General features: G+C 73.8%; 16 protein-coding genes. 8 read left to right on the top strand and 8 right to left on the bottom strand.

Annotated elements, in window-relative coordinates:
- Positions 1–161 precede the first annotated feature (161 nt).
- Positions 162–1,673, top strand: coding sequence for a GAF domain-containing protein (locus tag ACZ5WK_RS15455; RefSeq protein ID WP_465547830.1), 1,512 nt, complete (start codon positions 162–164; stop codon positions 1,671–1,673).
- Here ACZ5WK_RS15455 and ACZ5WK_RS15450 read toward each other — a convergent pair.
- Positions 1,625–2,128: an SsgA family sporulation/cell division regulator gene (locus ACZ5WK_RS15450; RefSeq protein WP_465547829.1), complete on the bottom strand. Its 504-nt coding sequence runs from the start codon at positions 2,126–2,128 to the stop codon at positions 1,625–1,627. The genes ACZ5WK_RS15455 and ACZ5WK_RS15450 overlap by 49 nt on opposite strands.
- Positions 2,129–2,552: 424 nt before the next feature.
- On the opposite strand from ACZ5WK_RS15450, the gene ACZ5WK_RS15445 reads away from it, so the two are divergent.
- The 3 genes from ACZ5WK_RS15445 (at position 2,553) to ACZ5WK_RS15435 (ending at position 6,034) form a co-directional block, all read left to right on the top strand.
- A complete protein-coding gene (locus ACZ5WK_RS15445) occupies positions 2,553–3,977 on the top strand; it encodes a hypothetical protein (protein WP_465547828.1) in 1,425 nt (474 codons plus the stop codon).
- Positions 3,978–4,128: 151 nt separating this feature from the next.
- Positions 4,129–5,445 carry a TerD family protein gene (locus ACZ5WK_RS15440; protein ID WP_465548057.1) on the top strand — a complete coding sequence of 439 codons (1,317 nt, stop codon included), beginning with the start codon at positions 4,129–4,131 and terminating at the stop codon, positions 5,443–5,445.
- Between the two features lie 100 nt (positions 5,446–5,545).
- Positions 5,546–6,034: a GNAT family N-acetyltransferase gene (locus ACZ5WK_RS15435; protein ID WP_465547827.1), complete on the top strand. Its 489-nt coding sequence runs from the start codon at positions 5,546–5,548 to the stop codon at positions 6,032–6,034.
- A gap of 12 nt (positions 6,035–6,046) precedes the next feature.
- On the opposite strand, the gene ACZ5WK_RS15430 is transcribed toward ACZ5WK_RS15435, so the two are convergent.
- Positions 6,047–6,739, bottom strand: a complete 693-nt coding sequence (locus ACZ5WK_RS15430; protein WP_465547826.1) for an RraA family protein — start codon at positions 6,737–6,739, stop codon at positions 6,047–6,049.
- A gap of 149 nt (positions 6,740–6,888) precedes the next feature.
- On the opposite strand from ACZ5WK_RS15430, the gene ACZ5WK_RS15425 reads away from it, so the two are divergent.
- Positions 6,889–7,482, top strand: coding sequence for a Uma2 family endonuclease (locus tag ACZ5WK_RS15425; RefSeq protein ID WP_465547825.1), 594 nt, complete (start codon positions 6,889–6,891; stop codon positions 7,480–7,482).
- Positions 7,483–7,575: 93 nt separating this feature from the next.
- Here the strand turns inward: ACZ5WK_RS15425 and ACZ5WK_RS15420 are convergent, their stop codons facing one another.
- The 3 genes from ACZ5WK_RS15420 to ACZ5WK_RS15410 all read right to left on the bottom strand — a co-directional run bounded on the left by ACZ5WK_RS15420 (position 7,576) and on the right by ACZ5WK_RS15410 (position 10,563).
- The gene (locus ACZ5WK_RS15420) at positions 7,576–8,505 is read right to left on the bottom strand and encodes a proline dehydrogenase family protein (protein WP_465547824.1); all 930 of its coding nucleotides are present in this window, start codon (positions 8,503–8,505) and stop codon (positions 7,576–7,578) included.
- Positions 8,506–8,633: 128 nt separating this feature from the next.
- On the bottom strand, positions 8,634–10,262 hold the full coding sequence (gene pruA, locus ACZ5WK_RS15415) for an L-glutamate gamma-semialdehyde dehydrogenase (protein ID WP_465547823.1): 1,629 nt from the start codon (positions 10,260–10,262) through the stop codon (positions 8,634–8,636).
- 148 nt (positions 10,263–10,410) lie between these two features.
- Entirely contained in the window at positions 10,411–10,563 is a 153-nt protein-coding gene (locus tag ACZ5WK_RS15410) for a hypothetical protein (protein ID WP_465547822.1), read from the bottom strand.
- 90 nt (positions 10,564–10,653) lie between these two features.
- Between ACZ5WK_RS15410 and ACZ5WK_RS15405 the strand changes: the two genes are divergently transcribed.
- Entirely contained in the window at positions 10,654–12,258 is a 1,605-nt protein-coding gene (locus ACZ5WK_RS15405) for a PucR family transcriptional regulator (protein WP_465547821.1), read from the top strand.
- Between the two features lie 47 nt (positions 12,259–12,305).
- Here ACZ5WK_RS15405 and ACZ5WK_RS15400 read toward each other — a convergent pair whose 3' ends face one another.
- Positions 12,306–13,787 carry an alkaline phosphatase PhoX gene (locus ACZ5WK_RS15400; protein WP_465547820.1) on the bottom strand — a complete coding sequence of 494 codons (1,482 nt, stop codon included), beginning with the start codon at positions 13,785–13,787 and terminating at the stop codon, positions 12,306–12,308.
- A 218-nt stretch (positions 13,788–14,005) separates the two neighbouring features.
- Positions 14,006–15,136 (bottom strand): hypothetical protein, encoded by a 1,131-nt coding sequence (locus ACZ5WK_RS15395; protein WP_465547819.1) that lies wholly within the window; start codon positions 15,134–15,136, stop codon positions 14,006–14,008.
- A gap of 235 nt (positions 15,137–15,371) precedes the next feature.
- Between ACZ5WK_RS15395 and ACZ5WK_RS15390 the strand changes: the two genes are divergently transcribed.
- Positions 15,372–15,815, top strand: coding sequence for a VOC family protein (locus ACZ5WK_RS15390; RefSeq protein WP_465547818.1), 444 nt, complete (start codon positions 15,372–15,374; stop codon positions 15,813–15,815).
- A 4-nt stretch (positions 15,816–15,819) separates the two neighbouring features.
- On the opposite strand, the gene ACZ5WK_RS15385 is transcribed toward ACZ5WK_RS15390, so the two are convergent.
- A complete protein-coding gene (locus ACZ5WK_RS15385) occupies positions 15,820–17,475 on the bottom strand; it encodes a hypothetical protein (RefSeq protein WP_465547817.1) in 1,656 nt (551 codons plus the stop codon).
- Positions 17,476–17,767: 292 nt separating this feature from the next.
- Here ACZ5WK_RS15385 and ACZ5WK_RS15380 point away from each other — a divergent pair, with 292 nt between their 5' ends.
- Positions 17,768–19,099, top strand: a complete 1,332-nt coding sequence (locus ACZ5WK_RS15380) for an MFS transporter (RefSeq protein ID WP_465547816.1) — start codon at positions 17,768–17,770, stop codon at positions 19,097–19,099.
- Positions 19,100–19,190: the final 91 nt, after the last annotated feature.

Genomic DNA, 19,190 nt, shown 5'->3' with positions numbered 1-19,190 from the left:
ATGCGAGGTCAGCGGTGCCATAGCCGGTTGGCATGTCCATTCTGATATTGCCCGCGGCGCCGACTTGGCAGACCCCGTCCCCAGGAGCGGGCCGCCCCCGTACGCTTTCGTCAGCGCGTCGGCCCCGACGCGTCCTCGATCGGCGGCGAGGAGCAACCCGAGTGCGGCAGACCGGACGGCAGACCCGACGGCCCGAGCGCCGAACTGCGCAGACCGCGGCGGAGCTAGCCAAGGTCCACGACCGCGCCCTCGCCGAAGCCACCGCCCGCGACCTCACCCGGGAGGCCGCCCCGGCCGACGACGGGCCGGCCGGTCTCGGACCGCGCCCCGAGATCGGCGATTCCTGGGCCCGCCTGCGCCGCCTCGGCCTCGACCCGGACGCCGGCGCCGCCGCCGTCCACCTCGGCCCCGCCGAGATCGAGCACCGCCGCCGGGCCAGCGGCCTCGACGCCCTGCTTCCCGTCCTGCGCGACACCCTGCTCGAACCGGTCGGCCAGACCCCGCTGATCCTCGCCATCGCCGACGCCGAGGGCCACGTCCTCTGGCAGGAGGGCGAACGCGGCCTGCGCCGCAGTGCCGACCGGATCGGCTTCCTCACCGGCGCCCGCTGGATCGAGGAGACCGTCGGCACCAACGGCATCGCCGCCGCGCTGCGCGCCCAGCGTCCGATGCAGGTCCACTCCGCCGAGCACTACCTCCGCAGCCACCACTCCTGGACCTGCGTCGCCGCGCCCGTGCACGACCCGGGCACCGGCCGGCTGGTCGGCGCGATCAACCTCAGCGGCCCGGCCCACTCCGTCCGCCCCTATCTGCTGCAGCTCACCGCCACCGCCGCCCGGCTCGCCGAGACCGAGCTGCGGGCCCGGCGCCTGGAGTCGCTGCACCAGCTGCGCACCCTGGCCGCCCCGCTGCTGGCCAGGGTCAACGGCCCGGCCCTGGTGGTGGACGCCGCGGGCTGGACGGCCGCCGCGGCCGGCCTGCCGCCGCCCGCCCGGCTGCGGCTGCCCGCCGAGGGGTGGGGCTCTGCCGCCGTGCACTGGCTGCCCGGTCTCGGCGAGTGCGCGATAGAACCGCTGGCCGACGGCTGGCTGGTCCGGCTGGTCCGCACCCAGGACGGCGGAGCGGCGGACGGCGGAGCGGTCACGGCCGAGCAGGCGGAGGGCGCCCGGCTCCGGCTCGACCTGCGCCGCCCCGACCGTCCGGAGCTGTCGGTGCACGGCGCGGCCGGCAGCTGGTCGCACGCGCTCAGCCCGCGCCACGCCGAGCTGCTGCTCCTGCTCGCCGTCGAACGCGACGGCCACAGCGCGGCGCGGCTCGCCGACGCGCTCTTCGGCGACCCCGGCCGGACGGTCACCGTGCGCGCGGAACTGTCCCGGCTGCGCCGCTACCTCGGCGGCCTGCTGGCCCACCGGCCGTACCGGTTCGCCGAGTCGGTGCTGGTCAGCGTCATCGGCCCGGACGACCCGTACGACCTGCTGCCCGCGTCCTCGGCACCGGCCGTACGCCGCCTGCGGGCGGGCCTGGCCAGTGGGGCGGTCCGGCTGCCGGGCACGGCGCCGCTACCGGCGCCGCTACCGGCGCCGCGCAGCCCGGGGGACGACACCGTACCCGAGCCGAGGCTTCGTCAGCCGCCGGCCAGCAGCGCGGAGAGCTGGGCGTCGGTCGGCCCGTAGGCCTGCTCGGCCTGCTCCGACACGAGGACGTACGTCCGGTCCAGCCACGCCTGCACCCGGGGCTTGGAGACCTCCAACAGTGCGCTGCCGTGGGGTGATTCGAGCGCCAGGTGCAACGTCGAGCCGTGGCACGGACAGTACGCCGGCCACAGCTTGACGTCGCCCTGACCGCTCAGAGAGCGCAGGCCGTCACGCAGCAGATCGCGTGAGAACACCCAATCGGCCTCGTCCGGCCGGCCGAGGTGGAACGTCAGCACCACCTCGTACGGGCGCTCGGTGTCGAACCGGAACCGCGTACGGACCTCGCCGACCACCTCCTCGCCCAGCGAGATCCGCAGCATGAACACCTCCTCCTCCACCGCCGCCGGAGCGGCGGTGGAGCCTGCCTCATCGCCGCCCGTGGGGGTGGCGGCGAGAGGGGCACTGGAGGGTGCGGGCAGCGGGTCGGGCGGCATGACGGTCTCTCCGGAACGGCGTGGAATGCCTCCAGCCTGCGCCACCCGGGCCGGACCGGCAAGGGTTGCAAGGAGGTTGCAATAATCCCCGCCCAACACCGCCACTCCTTACCGGTCTTGTCAGACGGACCGTCAACTTCCGTTCCTTGAAAGGATTTACGCAACGTGGATCGATTCCGCCCGGGAACCGACCGGACGACCGGTCCCCGCTGGTACGCTCGTGCCCCTGCCGGCGCGGGCCCGCGCGCGTCCACCGGCGGCCCCCGCGCGGGCGGCCGCAGGCGGACGGAATTCCGGACGGCCAGGGCCTGGTCCACCGGACAGACCCGGACGGCAGTCCGCCCGTGACCGCGCTTCGCCGCCGTCGGCGGCGCATGGAAGAATGCTGCGACCGCAACGGCGACTTCGGGGAGGGAGGGGTCCGGTGGCTCTGCGCGAGGACACCGAGCCGGGCGTGCACCACGAGCGCGACCGGCAGCACGAACGCCACGGCCGGCACGGCCGGCCGAAGCCCTTCGGCGGCCGGCTCCGGCTGCCGACCCTGCGGTTCTCGGGCGCCGCGATGGCGATGTCCACCGTGGTCGGCATCAGCATCGCCACCACCTGCCTGCTCAACGAGCAGCAGGGCGTCGGCCGCCGCGCCGGGGTGGCCCGGGTCGGATCCACCCCGCCGCCCAGCCCGGACGCCGCCGACCGGGCGGACGCCGCCGCGGACGCCGCGCCCGGCCCGGCCGCACCCCGCCCGGCCGACCGCTCCGCAGGCCGCCCCACCGGATCGGCCTCGGCCCGCGCGACCGCCTCGCAGTCACCGGTCCCCGGCGTACCCGCGCCCCGCCCGGCCTCGCCGGACGCCTCCGCGCCGCCCGCCGGCTCCGGGCTCACCTCCTCTTCCTCCTTCTCCGACGCCCCGTCGGCCGAGGCGCTCGGCGGCCCGTCGCGGGGCGGCAACCAGGGCGCGACCGCCGACCCCGCCACCGCGCAGCCGACCGACACTGCGCAGCCGACCGACACCGCTCAGCCGACCGGTTCCGCGCCGCCCGCCGACCAGCCGACCGGCCAACAGCCCGCGGGCCAGCGTCCGTTCGCCCCGGCGGCCCCCGACGCGCCCGGTACGCCCGGGTACCCGCAGCCCGGTCCCCTCGCCCCCGGCCGGGGCCAGGACGGGCAGCCGACCGACGCGCCCACCGGCCCCACCGGACCCGCCGGCCCCACCGCCCCCACCGGCGACAAGACCGACCCGAGCGACCACGACGCGGACCACGCCCTCCTCGGCACCGCCGTGGTCCGGCCGCTCGGCCGCGACGGCACCCAGCACCTGCTCACCCTCACCGTCACCGAGCCGCTCACCGCGCTCCAGGCCGAGTTCCGCCTCGCCCCCGGCGAGACGGCCCCCGGCACCGGCTGGACCGACCTCTCCGGCGCCGTCGTCACCACCCACCAGGAGCGCGGCACCCTGGTGTACCGGTTCACCACCCCGCCCGGCACCGACGTCCGCCCCGGCCGGTACACCTTCGGCGTCCGTGGCACCCGCCCCGTGCCCACCGTGCCCGGCGCCACCACCCCCGGACCCGGCACCGGGCCCACCGCGGGCCCCGGCAGCGGCCCCACCGGGCCGGCCGATGCGCCGGGCAAGGCCGCCCCGGCCGAGAGCTGGACCGCCTCCGCCTTCGGTATCGACCGTCCCCGGGCCGTCGCCGCCCTCGGCACGTTCACGGTCTCCTCCTCCCCCGGGACCGACGGTGACACCGGCACCACCCCCGGCGCCGGCACCGCCCGCGGCACCACACCGGGCACCACCCGCGGCACCACACCGGGCGCCGGAGCGGCCCGCGGCACCGCGACGCGCTGACCGACCATCCGACAACCCGACAGGTCACCGGCCTGCTCGGGCTCTTCTCGACAACCCCGTTCGTTACTGTGGGTACCACTCGGCACGGCACCCCAGAGCGGGTCCCCAAGGCCGTGCCACCGCATCCGAGGAGGAGTTCGTGTCCACGGTCCTGACCCAAGGCGGCAACGCCCCGCTGACCGCCGCGCGGGTGACCGTCGAGGTCACCGCACCCAAGGCGCTGGACGTCTCCGGCCTGCTGCTGACCGACGCCGGAAAGGTCCGCTCGGACGCCGACTTCGTGTTCTTCAACGCCCCCGACGGCCCCGGTGTCACCCACCGGCCGGCCTCCGGCGGCACCCCGGACGCCATCACCATCGACACCACCGCCGTCCCGGCCGGCATCACCAAGATCGTGGTGACCGCCAGCCCCGACGAGGCGGGCGCCACCTTCGCCGGCATCGAGCCGACCGCCACCGTCCGCGACACCGCCACCGGCGAGGTGCTGGTCACCTTCACCCCGCCGCAGCTCGGCCGGGAGACCGCGCTGATCGTGGTCGAGGTCTACCAGCGCAACGGTGCCTGGAAGGTCCGCGCCGTCGGCCAGGGCTACGCCAACGGCCTGGCCGGCATCGCCACCGACTTCGGCGTCAGCGTCGACGAGGAGCCCGCCCCGGCGGCGGCCGCCCCCGTCGTCGCCCCGGCCGCCCCCGTCGCCCCGGTCGCGCCTCCCGCACCGGCCGCACCTGCCGCCCCCGTCGCACCGCCCGCGCCCCCGGCGGCCCCGCCCGCCCCCGCCCCCGCACCGGCACCCGCCGGCCCGGTCGACCCCCGGGTCGCGCTCGCCGGCAACCTGCCGCCGACCCCTGCCACCGCGCCCGCACCGCCCGCCGCCGCGCCGGCCTCCCTCACCAAGGTCACCCTGGACAAGGGCCGGGTCAGCCTCACCAAGGGCGGCTCCGTCTCCCTGGAGAAGAACGGCAAGCCCTTCCTCTCCTCCGTCCGGATGGGCCTCGGCTGGGAGCCGGCCGGCCGCGGTCGCAACATCGACCTCGACGCCTCCTGCATCGCCTTCGACGCCAAGCGGGAGAAGCTCGACACCGCCTGGTTCATGAAGCTGGGCATCTTCAACGGCGCGGTCGCCCACTCCGGCGACAACCTCACCGGCGAGGGCGGCGGTGACGACGAGTCGATCACCGTCCACCTCGACGGCCTGCCGCCCGAGGTCTGCGGCCTGGTCTTCGTGGTGAACTCCTTCTCCGGCCAGAAGTTCACCGACGTCAAGAACGCCTACTGCCGTCTGCTGGACGCCGGTTCGGGCCAGGAGCTGGTCCGCTTCGACCTCACCCAGTCCGAGCCGCACACCGGCGTGGTGATGTGCAAGCTGGTCCGCCAGTACTCCGGCGAGTGGGTGATGACCGCGATCGGCGAGTACGTCGACGCCAAGACCGCCCGCGCCATGGTCAAGCCGGCCGCCTCGATGCTCTGACCGGCCGTCCGCCCGCCGCCCGGACCGGGCGGCGGGCGGCGGGAAACAGGGCGGCGGGAAACCACTGGTGCTCCCGCCGTCCGTGTCCGATCATGTCCACATGCTGATCAGGGAAGCCACCACCGAGGACTGGCCCGCCGTCTGGCCGTTCTTCCACACGATCGTCGCAGCCGGCGAGACCTTCACCTACCCGCTGGACCTGACCGCAGAGCAGGGCCGCGACTGGTGGCTGCTCCCTTCCCCGAACCGCACCGTCGTCGCGGCGGACGAGGGCGGAACCGTGCTCGGCACCGCCAAGATGAACCGCAACCACATGGGCAACGGCTCGCACATCGCCAGCGCCAGCTACATGGTCGACCCGGCCCACTCCGGCCGCGGCGTCGGCCGGGCCCTCGCCGAGTACACCATCGCGTGGGCGCGTGACGCCGGCTACCGGGCGATGCAGTTCAACGCCGTGGTCGCCTCCAACGAGCACGCGGTGAAGCTGTACCAGTCGCTCGGCTTCGACATCCTGGGCACCCTCCCCGAGGGCTTCCGCCACCCCTCCCAGGGCTACGTCGGACTGCACATCATGCACCGGACGCTCTGAACTCCCGTACCGCTACTCCTCGATGGCCCCGCCGACCCGCCGCAGGTGCTGCCGGAAGCTGTACGACGGGTCGGCGGCGCGGCGTGCCAGGTAGTCGTCGAAGGCGGTCTGCCGGCGCAGCGTGTCGCCCGAGCGGATCCGCTCCGCCTGCGCACGCTCGGTCCGCGCGATCCCGGCGGCGGTCTCCAGCACCTCGTCCGCCCGCGCGGCCGGGACGAACAGCACGCCGTCGGCGTCCCCGAACACCACGTCCTCCCCGCTCACCAGGTGCGGTCCGAACCGAGCCGTGACCAGCGCTTCCGGCTCCCGCTCGTCCAGCCGCAGCGGCCCGAGCGGCAGGCTGCCGTAGCTGAACACCGGCAGCCCGATCTCCACCAGCTCCGGGGTGTCCCGGTGCAGCCCCCACACCACCAGAGCGGCCACCCCGGCGGCCCGCGCCTCCAGCACCGCGAGGTCCCCGACGCAGGCCTCGTCCGTCCGCCCGTCGTTGTCGATCACCAGCACGTCCCCGGGCCCGGCCGCGCCGTAAGCCTCCAGGAACACGTCCACGCTCCCGTAGTGCCGCACGGGGAGCGCCCGCCCCGCGATCCGGCTCCCCGCGACCACCGCCCGCACCCCCGCCGGCGCCGCCCGCAGCTCCACGCCCAACCGTACGCACGCGTCCGCCACCAACGGCGTCGACAGCTCAGCGAACCTCTTCAACACGCCAACTCCTCCTCTGTGCAGTCAAGTTCACCACAATCGCGATGGAAGGGCGCCGCACCCGATCACACCATCGAGTGAAAAAGCGCCGTGTGCGGCATAACTGCGCACAACACCTGGCTAGCGTGACTCCCACCAGAAGGAGGGGCATCATGAGTGCTGTGGCGCATGAGCAACCGATCGCGGACTCACCATCGCAGGAGGACATCCTGCTGGAGAGCTTCCTGAGCCTGCACTCCCCCGAAGGCTTCCGGGCCGAGCTCATCGAGGGAGAGATCATCGTGGCACCACCGCCGGACGGCGATCACGAGGACTACATCGACCTGCTGATCGACCAGGTGAAGGAGAAGTCCAAGGTCCGCATGCAGTCGTCCGGCCACAAGGGCCTACGCCTCGTCAGCGGCGGCCTTTGCCCGAAGAACCACGTCATCCCCGACGCGACCTTCGCGCCGAGAGAGGTCCGCCTCTTCCGTGGTGCCCCGCCGTGGATGGAGCCGAACGGCGTCGCCATGGTCGCCGAGGTGACGTCGAGCAAGCCCGACCAGGACCGGATTACCAAGCGGCACTGCTACGCCCGCGCCGCCATCCCGCTCCACCTGCTCGTCGACAGGGAGAAATCCCAGGTCAGCCTGTTCAGCAAGCCGTTGCGCGAGGAGTACACCGAGGTCCACCTCACCCCGTTCGGTGACTCACTCGCTCTCCCCGCACCATTCGACTTCGAACTGGACACCAAGGACTTCCTCTAGGACTCCCGGACGTGAAACGGCCCGCACCCCCCTTCCACAAGGGGTGCGGGCCGTCGGTACAGCAGGGCCTCAGCCGCGCGTCACGGCAGGGCCTCAGCTGCGCGTCGCCATGGCGCGCAGGAAGAAGGTCAGGTTGGCCGGGCGCTCGGCGAGGCGGCGCATGAAGTAGCCATACCACTCCTGGCCGTACGGCAGGTACACGCGCATGGTGTTGCCCTCGCCGGCGAGACGCAGCTGCTCCTCGGGGCGGATGCCGTAGAGCATCTGGTACTCGAAGGAGTCCCGCTTGCGGCCGTTCCACTCGGCGAGCTGGCCGGCGATCTTGATCATGTTCGGGTCGTGCGAGGCGATCATCGGGTAGCCCTCGCCGGCCATCAGCACCTTCAGGGCGCGGACGTAGGCGAGGTCGACCTCGCGCTTGCCCTGGAAGGCGACCGACTCGGGCTCCTTGTAGGCGCCCTTGCAGAGGCGCACCCGGGAGCCGGCGCCGGAGAACTCGCGGCAGTCGGCCTCGGTGCGGCGCAGGTAGGCCTGGAGGACGACGCCCAGCCAGGGGAAGTCGGCCCGCAGCTCGCGCGCGATGGCGAGGGTGGAGTCCGTGGTGGTGTGGTCCTCCATGTCGAGGGTCACCGTGGTGCCGGCGTCGGCCGCGGCCTCGCAGATGCGGCGGGCGTTCTCCAGGGCGATCTTCTCGCCGTCCACCGGCAGGAACTGGCCGACGGCCGACAGCTTGACCGAGACCTCGGCGCCGGCGGCGAGGCCGGTGTCCTTGAGGGCGGCGAGCAGGTGCTCGTACGCCTCGGCGGTGCCGGCGGCCTGGGCGGCGTCCTGGGTGTCCTCGCCGAGGTGGTCCAGGGTGACCGTGCGGCCGGTGGCGACGAGGTCGTCGCAGGCGGTGACCGCGTCGTCGAGGGCCTCGCCGGCGACGAAGCGCTCGACTATGGCGTGGGTCGGCGGGAACTTCTCGACCACGGTGCGGACCTGCGGGGAGCGGGAGGCCGCGAGGAGGGCGGAACGGAGCATCGTGACTCCTGGGCTGGTGCTTCTAAGGGTGGCAGAAGAGGGGGCCGGGGCGGCGGGCCGGGGGTGGGCCCGCCGCCCCGGTGGACGGCGCCCGGCTGCGGGACCGGGCGTCGTCCGGGGGCGGGCACTCAGCCCATGTGCGGGTAGCGGTAGTCCGTCGGCGGGACGAAGGTCTCCTTGACCGAACGGGTCGAGGTCCAGCGCGCCAGGTTCTGCTTGGCGCCGGCCTTGTCGTTGGTCCCGGAGGCCCGGCCGCCGCCGAACGGCTGCTGGCCGACGACCGCGCCGGTCGGCTTGTCGTTGATGTAGAAGTTGCCGGCCGCGTTGCGCAGCTTGAGCATCGCGTGCTGGACGGCCTCGCGGTCCTGGGCGATGATCGCGCCGGTCAGGCCGTAGGAGGACACCGACTCCATCTGCGCCAGCATCTCGTCGTACTTCTCGTCCTCGTAGACGTACACCGCGAGGATCGGGCCGAAGTACTCGTCCTTGAAGTACTCGCTCGCCGGGTCCTGGCAGACCAGGACGGTCGGGCGGACGAAGTAGCCGACCGAGTCGTCGTAGGTGCCGCCGGCCAGCACCTCGACGGACGGGTCCGCCTGAGCCCGGTCGATGGCGGCCTTGTTCTTGGCGAAGGAGCGCTCGTCGATGACGGCCGACATGAAGTTCGACAGGTCGCTGACGTCGCCCATGGTGAGGCCGTCGACCTCGGCGGCGAACTCGTCCTTGAGGCCGGCCCAGATCGAGGCCGGGACGTAGGCCCGGGACAGGGCGGAACACTTCTGGCCCTGGAACTCGAAGGCGCCGCGGGTCATCGCGGTCTTCAGCACCGCCGGGTCGGCGGACGGGTGGGCGACGAGGAAGTCCTTGCCGCCGGTCTCGCCGACGATCCGCGGGTAGGTGCGGTAGCCGGCGATGTTGTTGCCGACCTCGCGCCACAGGTGCTGGAAGGTGGCGGTGGAGCCGGTGAAGTGGATGCCGGCCAGGGCCGGGTGCTTCAGCGCGACGGCGGAGACGTCCAGGCCGTCACCGGTGACCATGTTGATGACGCCCTTGGGCAGCCCGGCCGCCTCCAGCAGCTGCATCAGCAGGTGCGCGGAGAACTGCTGGGTCGGGGAGGGCTTCCAGAGCACCACGTTGCCCATCAGCGCCGGCGCGGTCGGCAGGTTGCCGGCGATGGCGGTGAAGTTGAACGGGGTGATCGCGTAGACGAAGCCCTCCAGCGGGCGGTGGTCGCTGCGGTTCCAGACGCCGTCCGAGGAGATCGGCTGCTCGGCCATGATCTGGCGGGCGAAGTGCACGTTGAAGCGCAGGAAGTCGACCAGCTCGCAGGGGGTGTCGATCTCGGCCTGCTGGGCGGTCTTGGACTGGCCGAGCATGGTGGCGGCGGCCAGGGTCTCGCGCCAGGGGCCGGCCAGCAGGTCGGCGGCCTTGAGGAAGATCGCGGCCCGCGAGTCGAAGGAGAGCGCCTGCCAGGCCGGGGCGGCGGCCAGGGCAGTGTCGATGGCGTCCTGCGCGTCGGCCTGGGTGGCGTTGCGCAGCGTACCGAGCCTCGCCGCGTGGTTGTGCGGCTGGACGACGTGGATCTCGGTGCCGCCGCCGAGGCGGCGCTCACCGTTGATCGTCATGGTCAGCTGGACCGGCTCCTGGCCGCCCAGCTCCTTCAGCTTGGCCTCCAGGCGGGCCCGTTCCGGGCTGCCGGGGGCGTAGCTGTGGACCGGCTCGTTCACCGGCGCGGGGACCTGGGTCACAGCATCCATGAGCGCACGCTCTCCTTCGGTTCATGGGGGGATGCCGACGTGGGTCGCACGTCGGCCACAGGACGAACGCTATTCCTGCACCGGGGCCCACTTGATTGGCCTGGCGGCTAAAGTCCCCCGTACGGCGTTGTCCGGACCGACGAAGGGATCACGGGGCGGTCACGGTTGCGCCGTTCACAGACCGGTGCGCGGGCTCCGCCTGGACGGTGCTCGCCTTCGCCCGGACGGCGCGCACCTTCGCCCGGACGGCCCGCGCCTTCGCCCGGACGGTGCCCGCCTGCACGTGGACGGTGCGCCCCATCGCGCGGACGGTGCGCTCGGGCGCCGAAACCCTGTCCGCCCGGCTAAAATCACCCGTACGCCGTTGTTCGATCCCATGAAGGAACCGCCGGTGTCCCAGCCCGCCGGACTCCCGCTCCGTCAACTGCTGATGTCCCTCGGCGAACCGCTGGTCGAACTCCAGGCCGCCCCCCAGGGCCTGGACGTCCCGGTCCGCGACGTCGCGATCCTCGACCCCGAGGACCCGCCCGTCGCCGCGCCCGGCGAACTCGTCCTCGCCATCGGCGCCCGCGGCCGGGCCGCCCTCCCGGCGCTGCGCGCGGCCGGCCGGGCCGGTGCGGCCGCCGTCGCGGTGAAGCTGGACGCGCCCGGCCAGGCCGACGCCCTGCGCGAGGCGGCCACCGAGGCCGGCGTGGCCCTGCTCTCGGTCCGCCGGGAGACCCGCTGGGAGCACCTCGACTCGCTCGCCCGCGCGATCATCGCCGGGCCGGACGCCCCGGACGCGGCCGGCACCCCCGAGCACAACGCGGGCGACCTCTTCTCGCTGGCCCAGACCGTCGCCGTGCTGACCAACGGGATCGTCTCGATCGAGGACACCTCCAGCCGGGTGCTGGCCTACTCCCGGTCCTCCGACTCCGACGAGGTGGACGACCTGCGCCGGCTCTCCATCCTCGGCTGGCAGGGCCCCGAGCCGTACCTCTCCAAGCTCCGTGAGTGGGGCATCTTCCAGCACCTGCGCAGCTCGGACACGCCGATCGCGGTCGACCCGCACCCCGAGCTGGGCCTGCGCCGCCGCCTGGCGATCGGCATCCGGGCCGGCGCGCAGCCGCTCGGCACCATCTGGGTCCAGGAGGGCGCCCAGCCGCTGGCCCCGCTCGCCGAGCAGGCGCTGGTCGGCGCGGCCCGGGTGGCGGCGGCCCAACTGGTGCGCCGCCGCCGGGAGCTGTCGGCGGACGTCCGGCTGACCCAGACCCTGCTCACCGGCCTGCTGGAGGGCTCGACCGGCCCCCAGTCGCTCGCCACCCACCTGGGCCTGGACCTGCGCCGCCCCGCCACCGTCCTGGCGTACAGCGCACGGACCACCGAGGCGCTCACCCGCTCCGAGGTGACCGGCCTGATCTCGGTGCACACCGCCGCCCGGCACCGGGCCGCCCTGCTCGCCCCGATCGAGTCGCGGGTGTACGTGCTGCTGCCCGAGCTGCCGGGCGGGTTGCCGATGACGACCGTCCGCGGCTGGGCGCAGGAGGTGGTCGAGGCCGCCCGGGACCACCTGGGCGTCCCGCTGCGGGCGGCGATCGGCTCGACGGTGGACGGTCTGGCCCGGGTGCCCGACTCCCGGGCCCAGGCGGACCGGATCCTGGACGCGATGGGCCGCGGCGGGGTGGACCTGGAGGTCGCCGCGCTGATCGACGTCCAGGCGGAGGTGCTGGTCAGCGAGATGCTGGCGCTGCTGCAGGAGCGGAGCGGCCTGCGCGACCCGCGGCTGACCGCGCTGGCCGCGTACGACCGCCGTCACGGCACCCGGCTCGCCGAGTCGGTGCTGGCCTGGCTGGACGCGCTCGGCGAGGTCCGGGTCGCCGCGGACGCCCTGCACATCCACCCCAACACCCTGCGCTACCGGGTGCGCCGGGCGGAACAGTTGACCGGCATCGACCTGTCCCAGCCGCAGCAGCGGCTGCTCGCCATGCTCCAGCTGCGGCTGCCCGCCGAGAGCTGAGAAGGGGCCCGCGCGAGGCGGGCCCCTTTCCTGTCACGGCATCAGGCTCAGGCGCCGTAGCCCTGGCCGCGCTTGTGCTCGTTCAGCCGGTGCCACGGGCCGGTGATGGCCAGCTGGATGCCCGGGGTCTGGATGTTGGCGAACAGCGTCCGGCCGTCGTCCGAGAAGGTCACGCCGGTGAACTCGCTGAACTCCGGCTTCTCGGCGGTGCCGATGTTCAGCTCGTTGCGGGCGATCGGGTAGGTCAGCCCGTCCTCGGTGGCGCCGAACAGGTGCGAGACGCCCTCGCCGTCCTCGGCGATCACGATGCCGCCGTACGGCGAGACGGTGATGTTGTCCGGGCCGTCGAAGTTGTCGTGGTCGCCCCAGACGTCGGTGTTGACGCCGAGCAGCACCTTCAGGGTGATGGTGCGGCGGACGGGGTTGAAGAACCAGACCTGGCCGTCGTGCTGGAGCGGGCTCTCCGAGCGGGCGAAGCTGGAGACGAAGTAGAAGCCGCCGTCACCCCACCACATGCCCTCCAGCTTGCGGGCGCGGGTGACCTCGCCGTCCTTGAACTGCTTGCGGATCGAGACGGTCTGCGCGTCGCGGTCCTGGACCTTGACCCAGTCCACGCCGTAGGTGGTGCCGACCTTGGTGGCGCGCGAGAGGTCGTCGACCAGCTTGCCCTGCGCGTCGAAGACCTTGAAGGCCTCCAGCACGCCGGCGTCGGCGGCGAGCTTGCGCAGCTGGTAGCGGCCGTGCTTGAAGCCGGCCGGCGGGGTCCAGCGGAAGAGCAGGCCGTTGGGGTTGGAGGCGTCCTCGGTCAGGTAGACGTGGCCGCGCTTCGGGTCCACCACGACGGCCTCGTGCGCGAACCGGCCGAAGGCCTTCACCGGCTGCGGGTTCTCGTTGTACTCGTCGTCGAACGGGTCGACCTCGAAGATGTAGCCGTGGTCCTTGGTGAAGCCGTTCTTGCCGGCCTTGTCCTCGGTCTCCTCGCCGGACAGCCAGGTGCCCCACGGGCTCACGCCACCGGCGCAGTTGGTGGAGGTGCCGGCGATGCCGACCCACTGCTCGACCGTGCCGTTGGCCTTGGCGTGCACGATGGTGCAGCCGCCGGCCGCGCCCGGGTCGTAGACGTGGCCCTCGGTCAGCGGCACCGGGTACGGCCAGTTGGCGCGGGCACCGCTCAGCTCGTGGTTGACGACCATGAGGTTGCCACCGCGCTCGTCCTCGAACGCCGAGGTGCCGTCGTGGTTGCTGGGGGTGAACTCGCCGGTGCGCAGCTTGGTGACGCCGGCCCGGTTCACGACCTTGTACGTGAAGCCCTTGGGCAGCGAGAGCAGGTTCTCCGGGTCCTTGACCAGCGCGCCGTAGCCGACGGCGGCACGCTCGGCGTCGGCGGTCGCGGCGTCCTTCACCTCGCCGCCGACCGGGGCCGCGATCGCGCCCGGGGCGCTCGCCAGCGCCTCGGCGCTGCCGGCGATCAGGACACCGGCCCCGACGAGGGTGGAACGGTTGACGAAGTCCCGGCGGGACAGCGACATGTGAGTCACTCCTGAGAGGCGGGCCGCCGACCGGGCGGGCCCGGTACGTGGCGTGCGAGGTGTCGAGGCAGGTCGCCGACGCCCAGCAGACTCCGCCGGTCCGGTGAACGCACGGTGAATCGGACGCTTCGTCAGCGTGGTCATTTGCCGACCGTATTCGAATCCATGACCCGTTCTTTGCCGTGTTCACCACCGGCCACGGCCCGCCCACCGGGGATCTACCGCGGCGACCGCCCCGCCCGCGCCGCCCGCCACTGCTCCCAGGCCGAGAGCCAGAGCTGCTCCCCGAGCCGCTCCTCCCAGCTGTCGCCCTCACACGCCGGCCGGTCCCGCCAGAGCTGCGCCCAGGCGCGCTGCGCCGGCAGGCTCGCCACCTCGCTGGCGAACACCGTGTAGCGGATCACCTCTTCGACGGCGGCCTCCCCCTCCGGCGTGCCGACCACCCACTGAGTCTGCTGGGAGAGCCGGTTGAGGTGGTTGACCATCACCGTCACCGCCGCGACCGCCTCCTCCCGGCTCTCCGAGGCGAGCCGCATCTGCTGGCGCACCGCGGCCTCCCAGCGCAGCGCACCGGCCTCGCCGCGCAGCCCGCGCGGCAGCCGGGGCGTCCGCCCGGCCCGGACCTGCGCCTCGATCGCGGCGGACTCGGCGATGCCGTGCTCGATCACCGCCCGGTGCGCCTCCAGCCCGGTGGCCGGGACGAGTTCGCGCTCCTCGACCGGGACGTGCCGGCCGCGCCGGGAGGCGAGCGAGCGCAACAGCGCGGTCCGGCCGCGCAGGTACCGCTCGACGTCCTCGACCGGGGCCAGTTCGAGACCGCCTGGCGGCACCCCGCGCCCGCAGACGGTGACGGTCAGCCCGCCCACCCGGAGCCGGACGGCCCAGACCGGCCCGGCGCCGGGCTTGGGGCAGACGCCGGGCACGGAGACGTCCGGGCGGTCCCAGAGCTCGCGCCGGTCCTCGTGCACCTCCACCGCCTGCGGTTCGCCGTCCACGGTGATCCACTCGCGCAGCGCCCGGACCCGTCCGGGGCAGTCCCCCTCGTCCACGCCGAGCTGCTCGTAGACCCGGTCGCGCTCGTCCTCGACCACGTCCTCCAGCTCGGGCAGCGCACCGGGCCGGTCCGCGCCGGGACGGTGGGTGCGCACGGTGACGTACGGGCCGTCGGCGGAGGTCCAGTCGCCGGATCGGACCTCGACCCAGGAGAGCAGGCCGTCCGAGGTCTCGAAGGCGGCCAGGGCGTCCCCCTCCGGGCTCACCCCGTGGGCGACCCCGTACACGGGGAAGTCCGCCGCGGCGAGGGTACGGCGGGCGAACTCCTCCTGGTCGGCGAAGCGGTCCTCGCGCACCCGCGGGTCCACCCGCCCCGGCCCGTCTCCCCGGAGACCGTCCTGCCTGCCACCGCTCTCCCGCGTCATCCCGCGCCGCACCCCCGAATCCTCACCGCTCCCGCGCGTCTGCCGGACACGATACGTGGCCCCGACCTGCCGGGTCATCAGCTCCTTTGCCCCACCGGGCGGATCGGTACGCCTTGCACCGTGTCAGGGCCGGGGTTTGTCAGTCCGGCTTCCTACGCTGTCGGGCATGACAGCTTCCGAGGACTTCCCCGCCCGCATCAGCATCGTCACCCTCGGGGTGGCCGATCTCGACGCCAGCACCCGCTTCTACGAGGCTCTGGGGTGGCGGCGCTCCTCCGCCTCCAGCCCCGAGATCGTCTGGTTCCGCACCGCCGACTCGGTGCTCGGGCTCTTCCCGTACGACGAACTGGCCGCCGACGCGGGTGTGCCCGCCACCGGCGAGCCGTCGTTCCGGGGCGTCACCCTCGCGGTGAACCTGGAGTCGCCCGAGCTGGTGGACGCCGCCCTGGAGACGGCCGTCGCGGCCGGGGCGACGGTGGTCAAGCCCCCGGCCGCGACCAGCTGGGGCGGCTACTCCGGCTACTTCGAGGACCTCGACGGCCACCTCTGGGAGCTGGCCCACAACCCGTTCTTCCCCTTCACCGAGGACGGCTCGCTGGACCTGCCGTGACGCACTACCCCTTCGACCGCGCCTTGAAGGCCGCCTTGCGGGCCTCCTTGGCCACCGTCCGGTCCAGGTGCAGCTCGCCGACCACCTCCAGCACGTCCGCCGTGTACGGGTGGTCGACCCGCCAGAGCTCGCCGAAGTAGCTCGCCGGGTTGTCGGTCACCGGCAGGTCGGCGATGAGCTCGCGCAGCAGCTCGGCGTCGCCGCCGGTGTCGAGCAGCTGGGCGGCGAAGGTGTCGACCACCGTCCAGAGCACCATCCCGCGCTCCGGCGCGGGCACGTCCGTGGCCCCGAGTCCGGCCAGCCAGGCCCGCGCGCCCCCGCCCAGCTCCGGGTCGTCCAGCACCTCCCGGACGGCGGGCTCGGCGGGCGCGCCCAGCATGGCCAGCGCCAGCTGGCAGAGCATCCGGCGCATCGGCGCGTACGCGTCGTTGCCGCGGGCCGCGGAGAGCAGCTCGCGCGCCGCCGCCACCGGCTCCCGGCCGGTGATCCAGACCCGCAGCTCCTCGTCGGGCAGCACGTTGGTCGACTCGCAGACCGCGCGCAGCAGTTCGGAGGCGTCGCCCTGGGCCAGCTCGCCGACCAGCGGAGCGTCGTAGCCGTCCTCCAGCAGCCACTGCCGGATGCCGTACTGGCCGAGCGGGGTCAGCCGGACGAGGCCGAAGCGGGCCGACTCCTCCTCGTCCAGCGGCTCCTCGCCGACGGCGGGGCCGGCCGGCGGGGCCGCCTCCTCGCCCTCCTCCTCGTCGAAGAGCTCCGGGTCGATCGGGCGGTAGTCCAGCAGGCCCAGCTCGGCGAGGTCGCCCAGCATCGGGTCCAGTGCGACCATCACATCGGTGATGTCGCCGAGCAGCTCCTCGCTCGGCTCCTCCCCCTCCGGGACGACCAGCAGCGCGGCCAGCACACCGAGCGGCACGGTCTCGCTGCCGGCATCGGCGAACGCGGTCGTCTCGTACAGCACCTGCAGCGCCTCGTCGAGCAGCTCGGCGGCCTCGTCCCGGGCGTCCTCGACCTGCGACAGCCGCTCCTCGTCCTCCTCCGTCGGCTCCGCCCCGTCGGCCGCGCCCTCGTCGGCGCCCTCCTCCGGCAGCGAGTCCGCCTCCACCGCCAGCTCCCGGACGATCCCGGCGGCGGTCAGCCACAGCTCCAGGACGGTCTCCGGGTCCCCCTGCTCGGCCGGCTCCAGATCCGGCCCGGGGACGGCCACGTGCTCACCGGCGGCGGTGGTGCCGATCTCGACCAGGTCCAGGTCACAGGCCAGCGACCAGGCCCGCATCGCCTCGACCACGGCCTCCTCCGGGGCGTCCCCCTCCTCGGGGGCCAGGCCCAGCAGCCGGGCGGCCGGCGCCCGGTCCGGGCCGGTGAGGTCACCGAACTCGTCCACCGTCCGGTGCGGGGCGGCCCAGCGGGCCAGCTTCAGCGCGTACCCGAACATCGGCACGGCCTTCGCCTGCTCGGCCAGCTCCGTCTCGGCGGGCAGCTTCACCGGCGGCACCAGCACGGCCGCGTCGTCGAGGTCCTCGTCGTCCAGCCCGTGCGCGGCGAACGCCCCGTAGAGGTCCTGCAGCTCCAGGTCGGCCGGCAGCACCGCACCGCCCGCCCCTTCCTCGCCCGGCGCAGCCGCCGACGAGGCCCCAGCGTTCTTCCGACGTCGTCCGGCCATCGTTGCGCGTTCTCCCTACAGCCAGCGGTCAGCCGATCAGCTCCGCGTACAGGTCTACTGCCTCAGCGTATAGGTCCGGCACCCCCGACGCCCGGCCTCCCGGGGGCGCGCGCCGCAAGCGTGCGCCCACCCCTTATCCTTCGCAATGGTGCCGTGCACACCCCGCGCGGGCCACCGGGCAACGACGCCCCCCCCTTTCAAGCTCACCCGCTCCACCAGAGGTACCCGTACCAGGCCACCACCCCGGGCCATGTCGGCCCGAGGTGGTGCCCGGCCACAGGAGACCCCTGTCATGGCGGACCTCTCCCCTGCCGGCCCCGGCCTGCGCACCGCGCAGCTCGACGGACGCCGACTGTCGGAGGCCCTGCTTCCCCTGGAGCTCGCGCCGCGCGCGCAGCTCCAGCTCGCGGCGATCAGCCGTTGGAACGCGCTGCGCGGTGTGCGTGTCGGCCTCGTCGCCGCCGCCCTCCTCTTCATGCTGATCGGTGCCAACCTGGCGACCCCGATCTACCCGCTGCTCCAGACCCGCCTCGCCCTGACCGCGCTCGACACCAGCGTGCTGTTCACGGTGTACGTGTTCGCGCTGGTCCCGGTGCTGGCCGTGGTCGGCCACTGGTCGGACCACCTCGGCCGGCGCGCGCTGATCCTTCCCGCGGTCGGCCTGGCCGCCGCCGGCGACGTGGTCTTCGCCACCTCCGGCAGCTTCTGGCAGCTGGCCGTCGGCCGGGCCGTCCAGGGCATCGCGGTGGGTCTGTCCACGGGTGCCGCCGGGGCCGCCCTCGGCGACCTGCTGCCCGATCACCCGACCCTGGCCGCCAAGCTGACCCTGGCCTGTTCTGCGGGCGGCGTGGCACTCGGCCCGGTGGTCGGCGCCCTGCTGGCCGGCGGCTCCGACCCGCTGCTGACGCCCTTCCTGCTGCACGCCGTCGCCCTGCTGGCGCTCTGCGTGCCGCTCGCCCTCGTCCACCCCCGGATGCCCGGCCGCAGCCGCCCGCCGGCCTCCCCGCCGCGCATCACCACCCCGGCCCACCTGCGCCCGCAGCGCCTCGCCCTGCCGGTCACCGGCCGTCGCGAGTTCCTGCTGGCCTCCGCCGCCGGCTTCATCTCGTACGCGGTGTTCGGCGTCTACCTCAGCCTGGCCCCGGCCTTCGCCGCCAAGCTGCTGCACACCGACTCCCACCTGGTCGGCGCCGTGGTGGCCGCCCTGCTGCTCGGCTCCTCGGCCGCCGCCCAGCTGCTCGTCCCGCCGACCTCCGACCGTCTGGTCATCGCCCTCGGCATGGCCGGTCTCGCGACGGGCCTGGCCCTGGTGGTCACGGCCGGCTACACCGGTACCCCCGCGCTGCTCTTCATCGGCAGCGTCCTCGGCGGCTCCTGCCAGGGCATCGCCTTCCGCTCGCTCTTCACCTCCGCCGTGGCCGCGATGAACCCGGAACGCCGGGGCTCCGAGCTCAGCGCCCTCTGGGTCATCGTCTACCTCGGCTCCTCCCTCCCCATCGTCGGGGTCGGCGCCCTCGTCCAGCGCTACGGCCTGCTCCCTGCCGTCAGCGGCTTCGCCCTCCTCGCCGCCGCCCTCTGCGTCGGCCTGGCCCTCGCCGTGGCCAAGCGCCCGAAGCCCGCCTAGCGAGTAGCCGGGGGGAGTTTCACCCCCCGGCTCTCTCAGAACCGTGCTTGATCGTCTCCGATCACACGGCTCCCATCGTCCAGTCGTTCGC

It is taken from the genome of Kitasatospora sp. NPDC032757 (genome assembly GCF_055579305.1).
The sequence above is the reverse complement of the archived record's forward strand: the minus strand, read 5'-3'. Positions and strand labels throughout refer to the sequence as shown.

What these genes read in the sequence shown, in the direction of transcription:
- ACZ5WK_RS15425 (WP_465547825.1), top strand. Translation starts at nt 6,889, where the DNA reads ATGAGTGCTGTGGCGCATGAGCAACCGATCGCGGACTCACCATCGCAG.
- ACZ5WK_RS15380 (WP_465547816.1), top strand. Translation starts at nt 17,768, where the DNA reads ATGGCGGACCTCTCCCCTGCCGGCCCCGGCCTGCGCACCGCGCAGCTC.
- pruA (WP_465547823.1), bottom strand. Translation starts at nt 10,262, where the DNA reads ATGGATGCTGTGACCCAGGTCCCCGCGCCGGTGAACGAGCCGGTCCAC.
- ACZ5WK_RS15435 (WP_465547827.1), top strand. Translation starts at nt 5,546, where the DNA reads ATGCTGATCAGGGAAGCCACCACCGAGGACTGGCCCGCCGTCTGGCCG.
- ACZ5WK_RS15400 (WP_465547820.1), bottom strand. Translation starts at nt 13,787, where the DNA reads ATGTCGCTGTCCCGCCGGGACTTCGTCAACCGTTCCACCCTCGTCGGG.
- ACZ5WK_RS15420 (WP_465547824.1), bottom strand. Translation starts at nt 8,505, where the DNA reads ATGCTCCGTTCCGCCCTCCTCGCGGCCTCCCGCTCCCCGCAGGTCCGC.
- ACZ5WK_RS15385 (WP_465547817.1), bottom strand. Translation starts at nt 17,475, where the DNA reads ATGGCCGGACGACGTCGGAAGAACGCTGGGGCCTCGTCGGCGGCTGCG.
- ACZ5WK_RS15410 (WP_465547822.1), bottom strand. Translation starts at nt 10,563, where the DNA reads ATGGGGCGCACCGTCCACGTGCAGGCGGGCACCGTCCGGGCGAAGGCG.
- ACZ5WK_RS15450 (WP_465547829.1), bottom strand. Translation starts at nt 2,128, where the DNA reads ATGCCGCCCGACCCGCTGCCCGCACCCTCCAGTGCCCCTCTCGCCGCC.
- ACZ5WK_RS15390 (WP_465547818.1), top strand. Translation starts at nt 15,372, where the DNA reads ATGACAGCTTCCGAGGACTTCCCCGCCCGCATCAGCATCGTCACCCTC.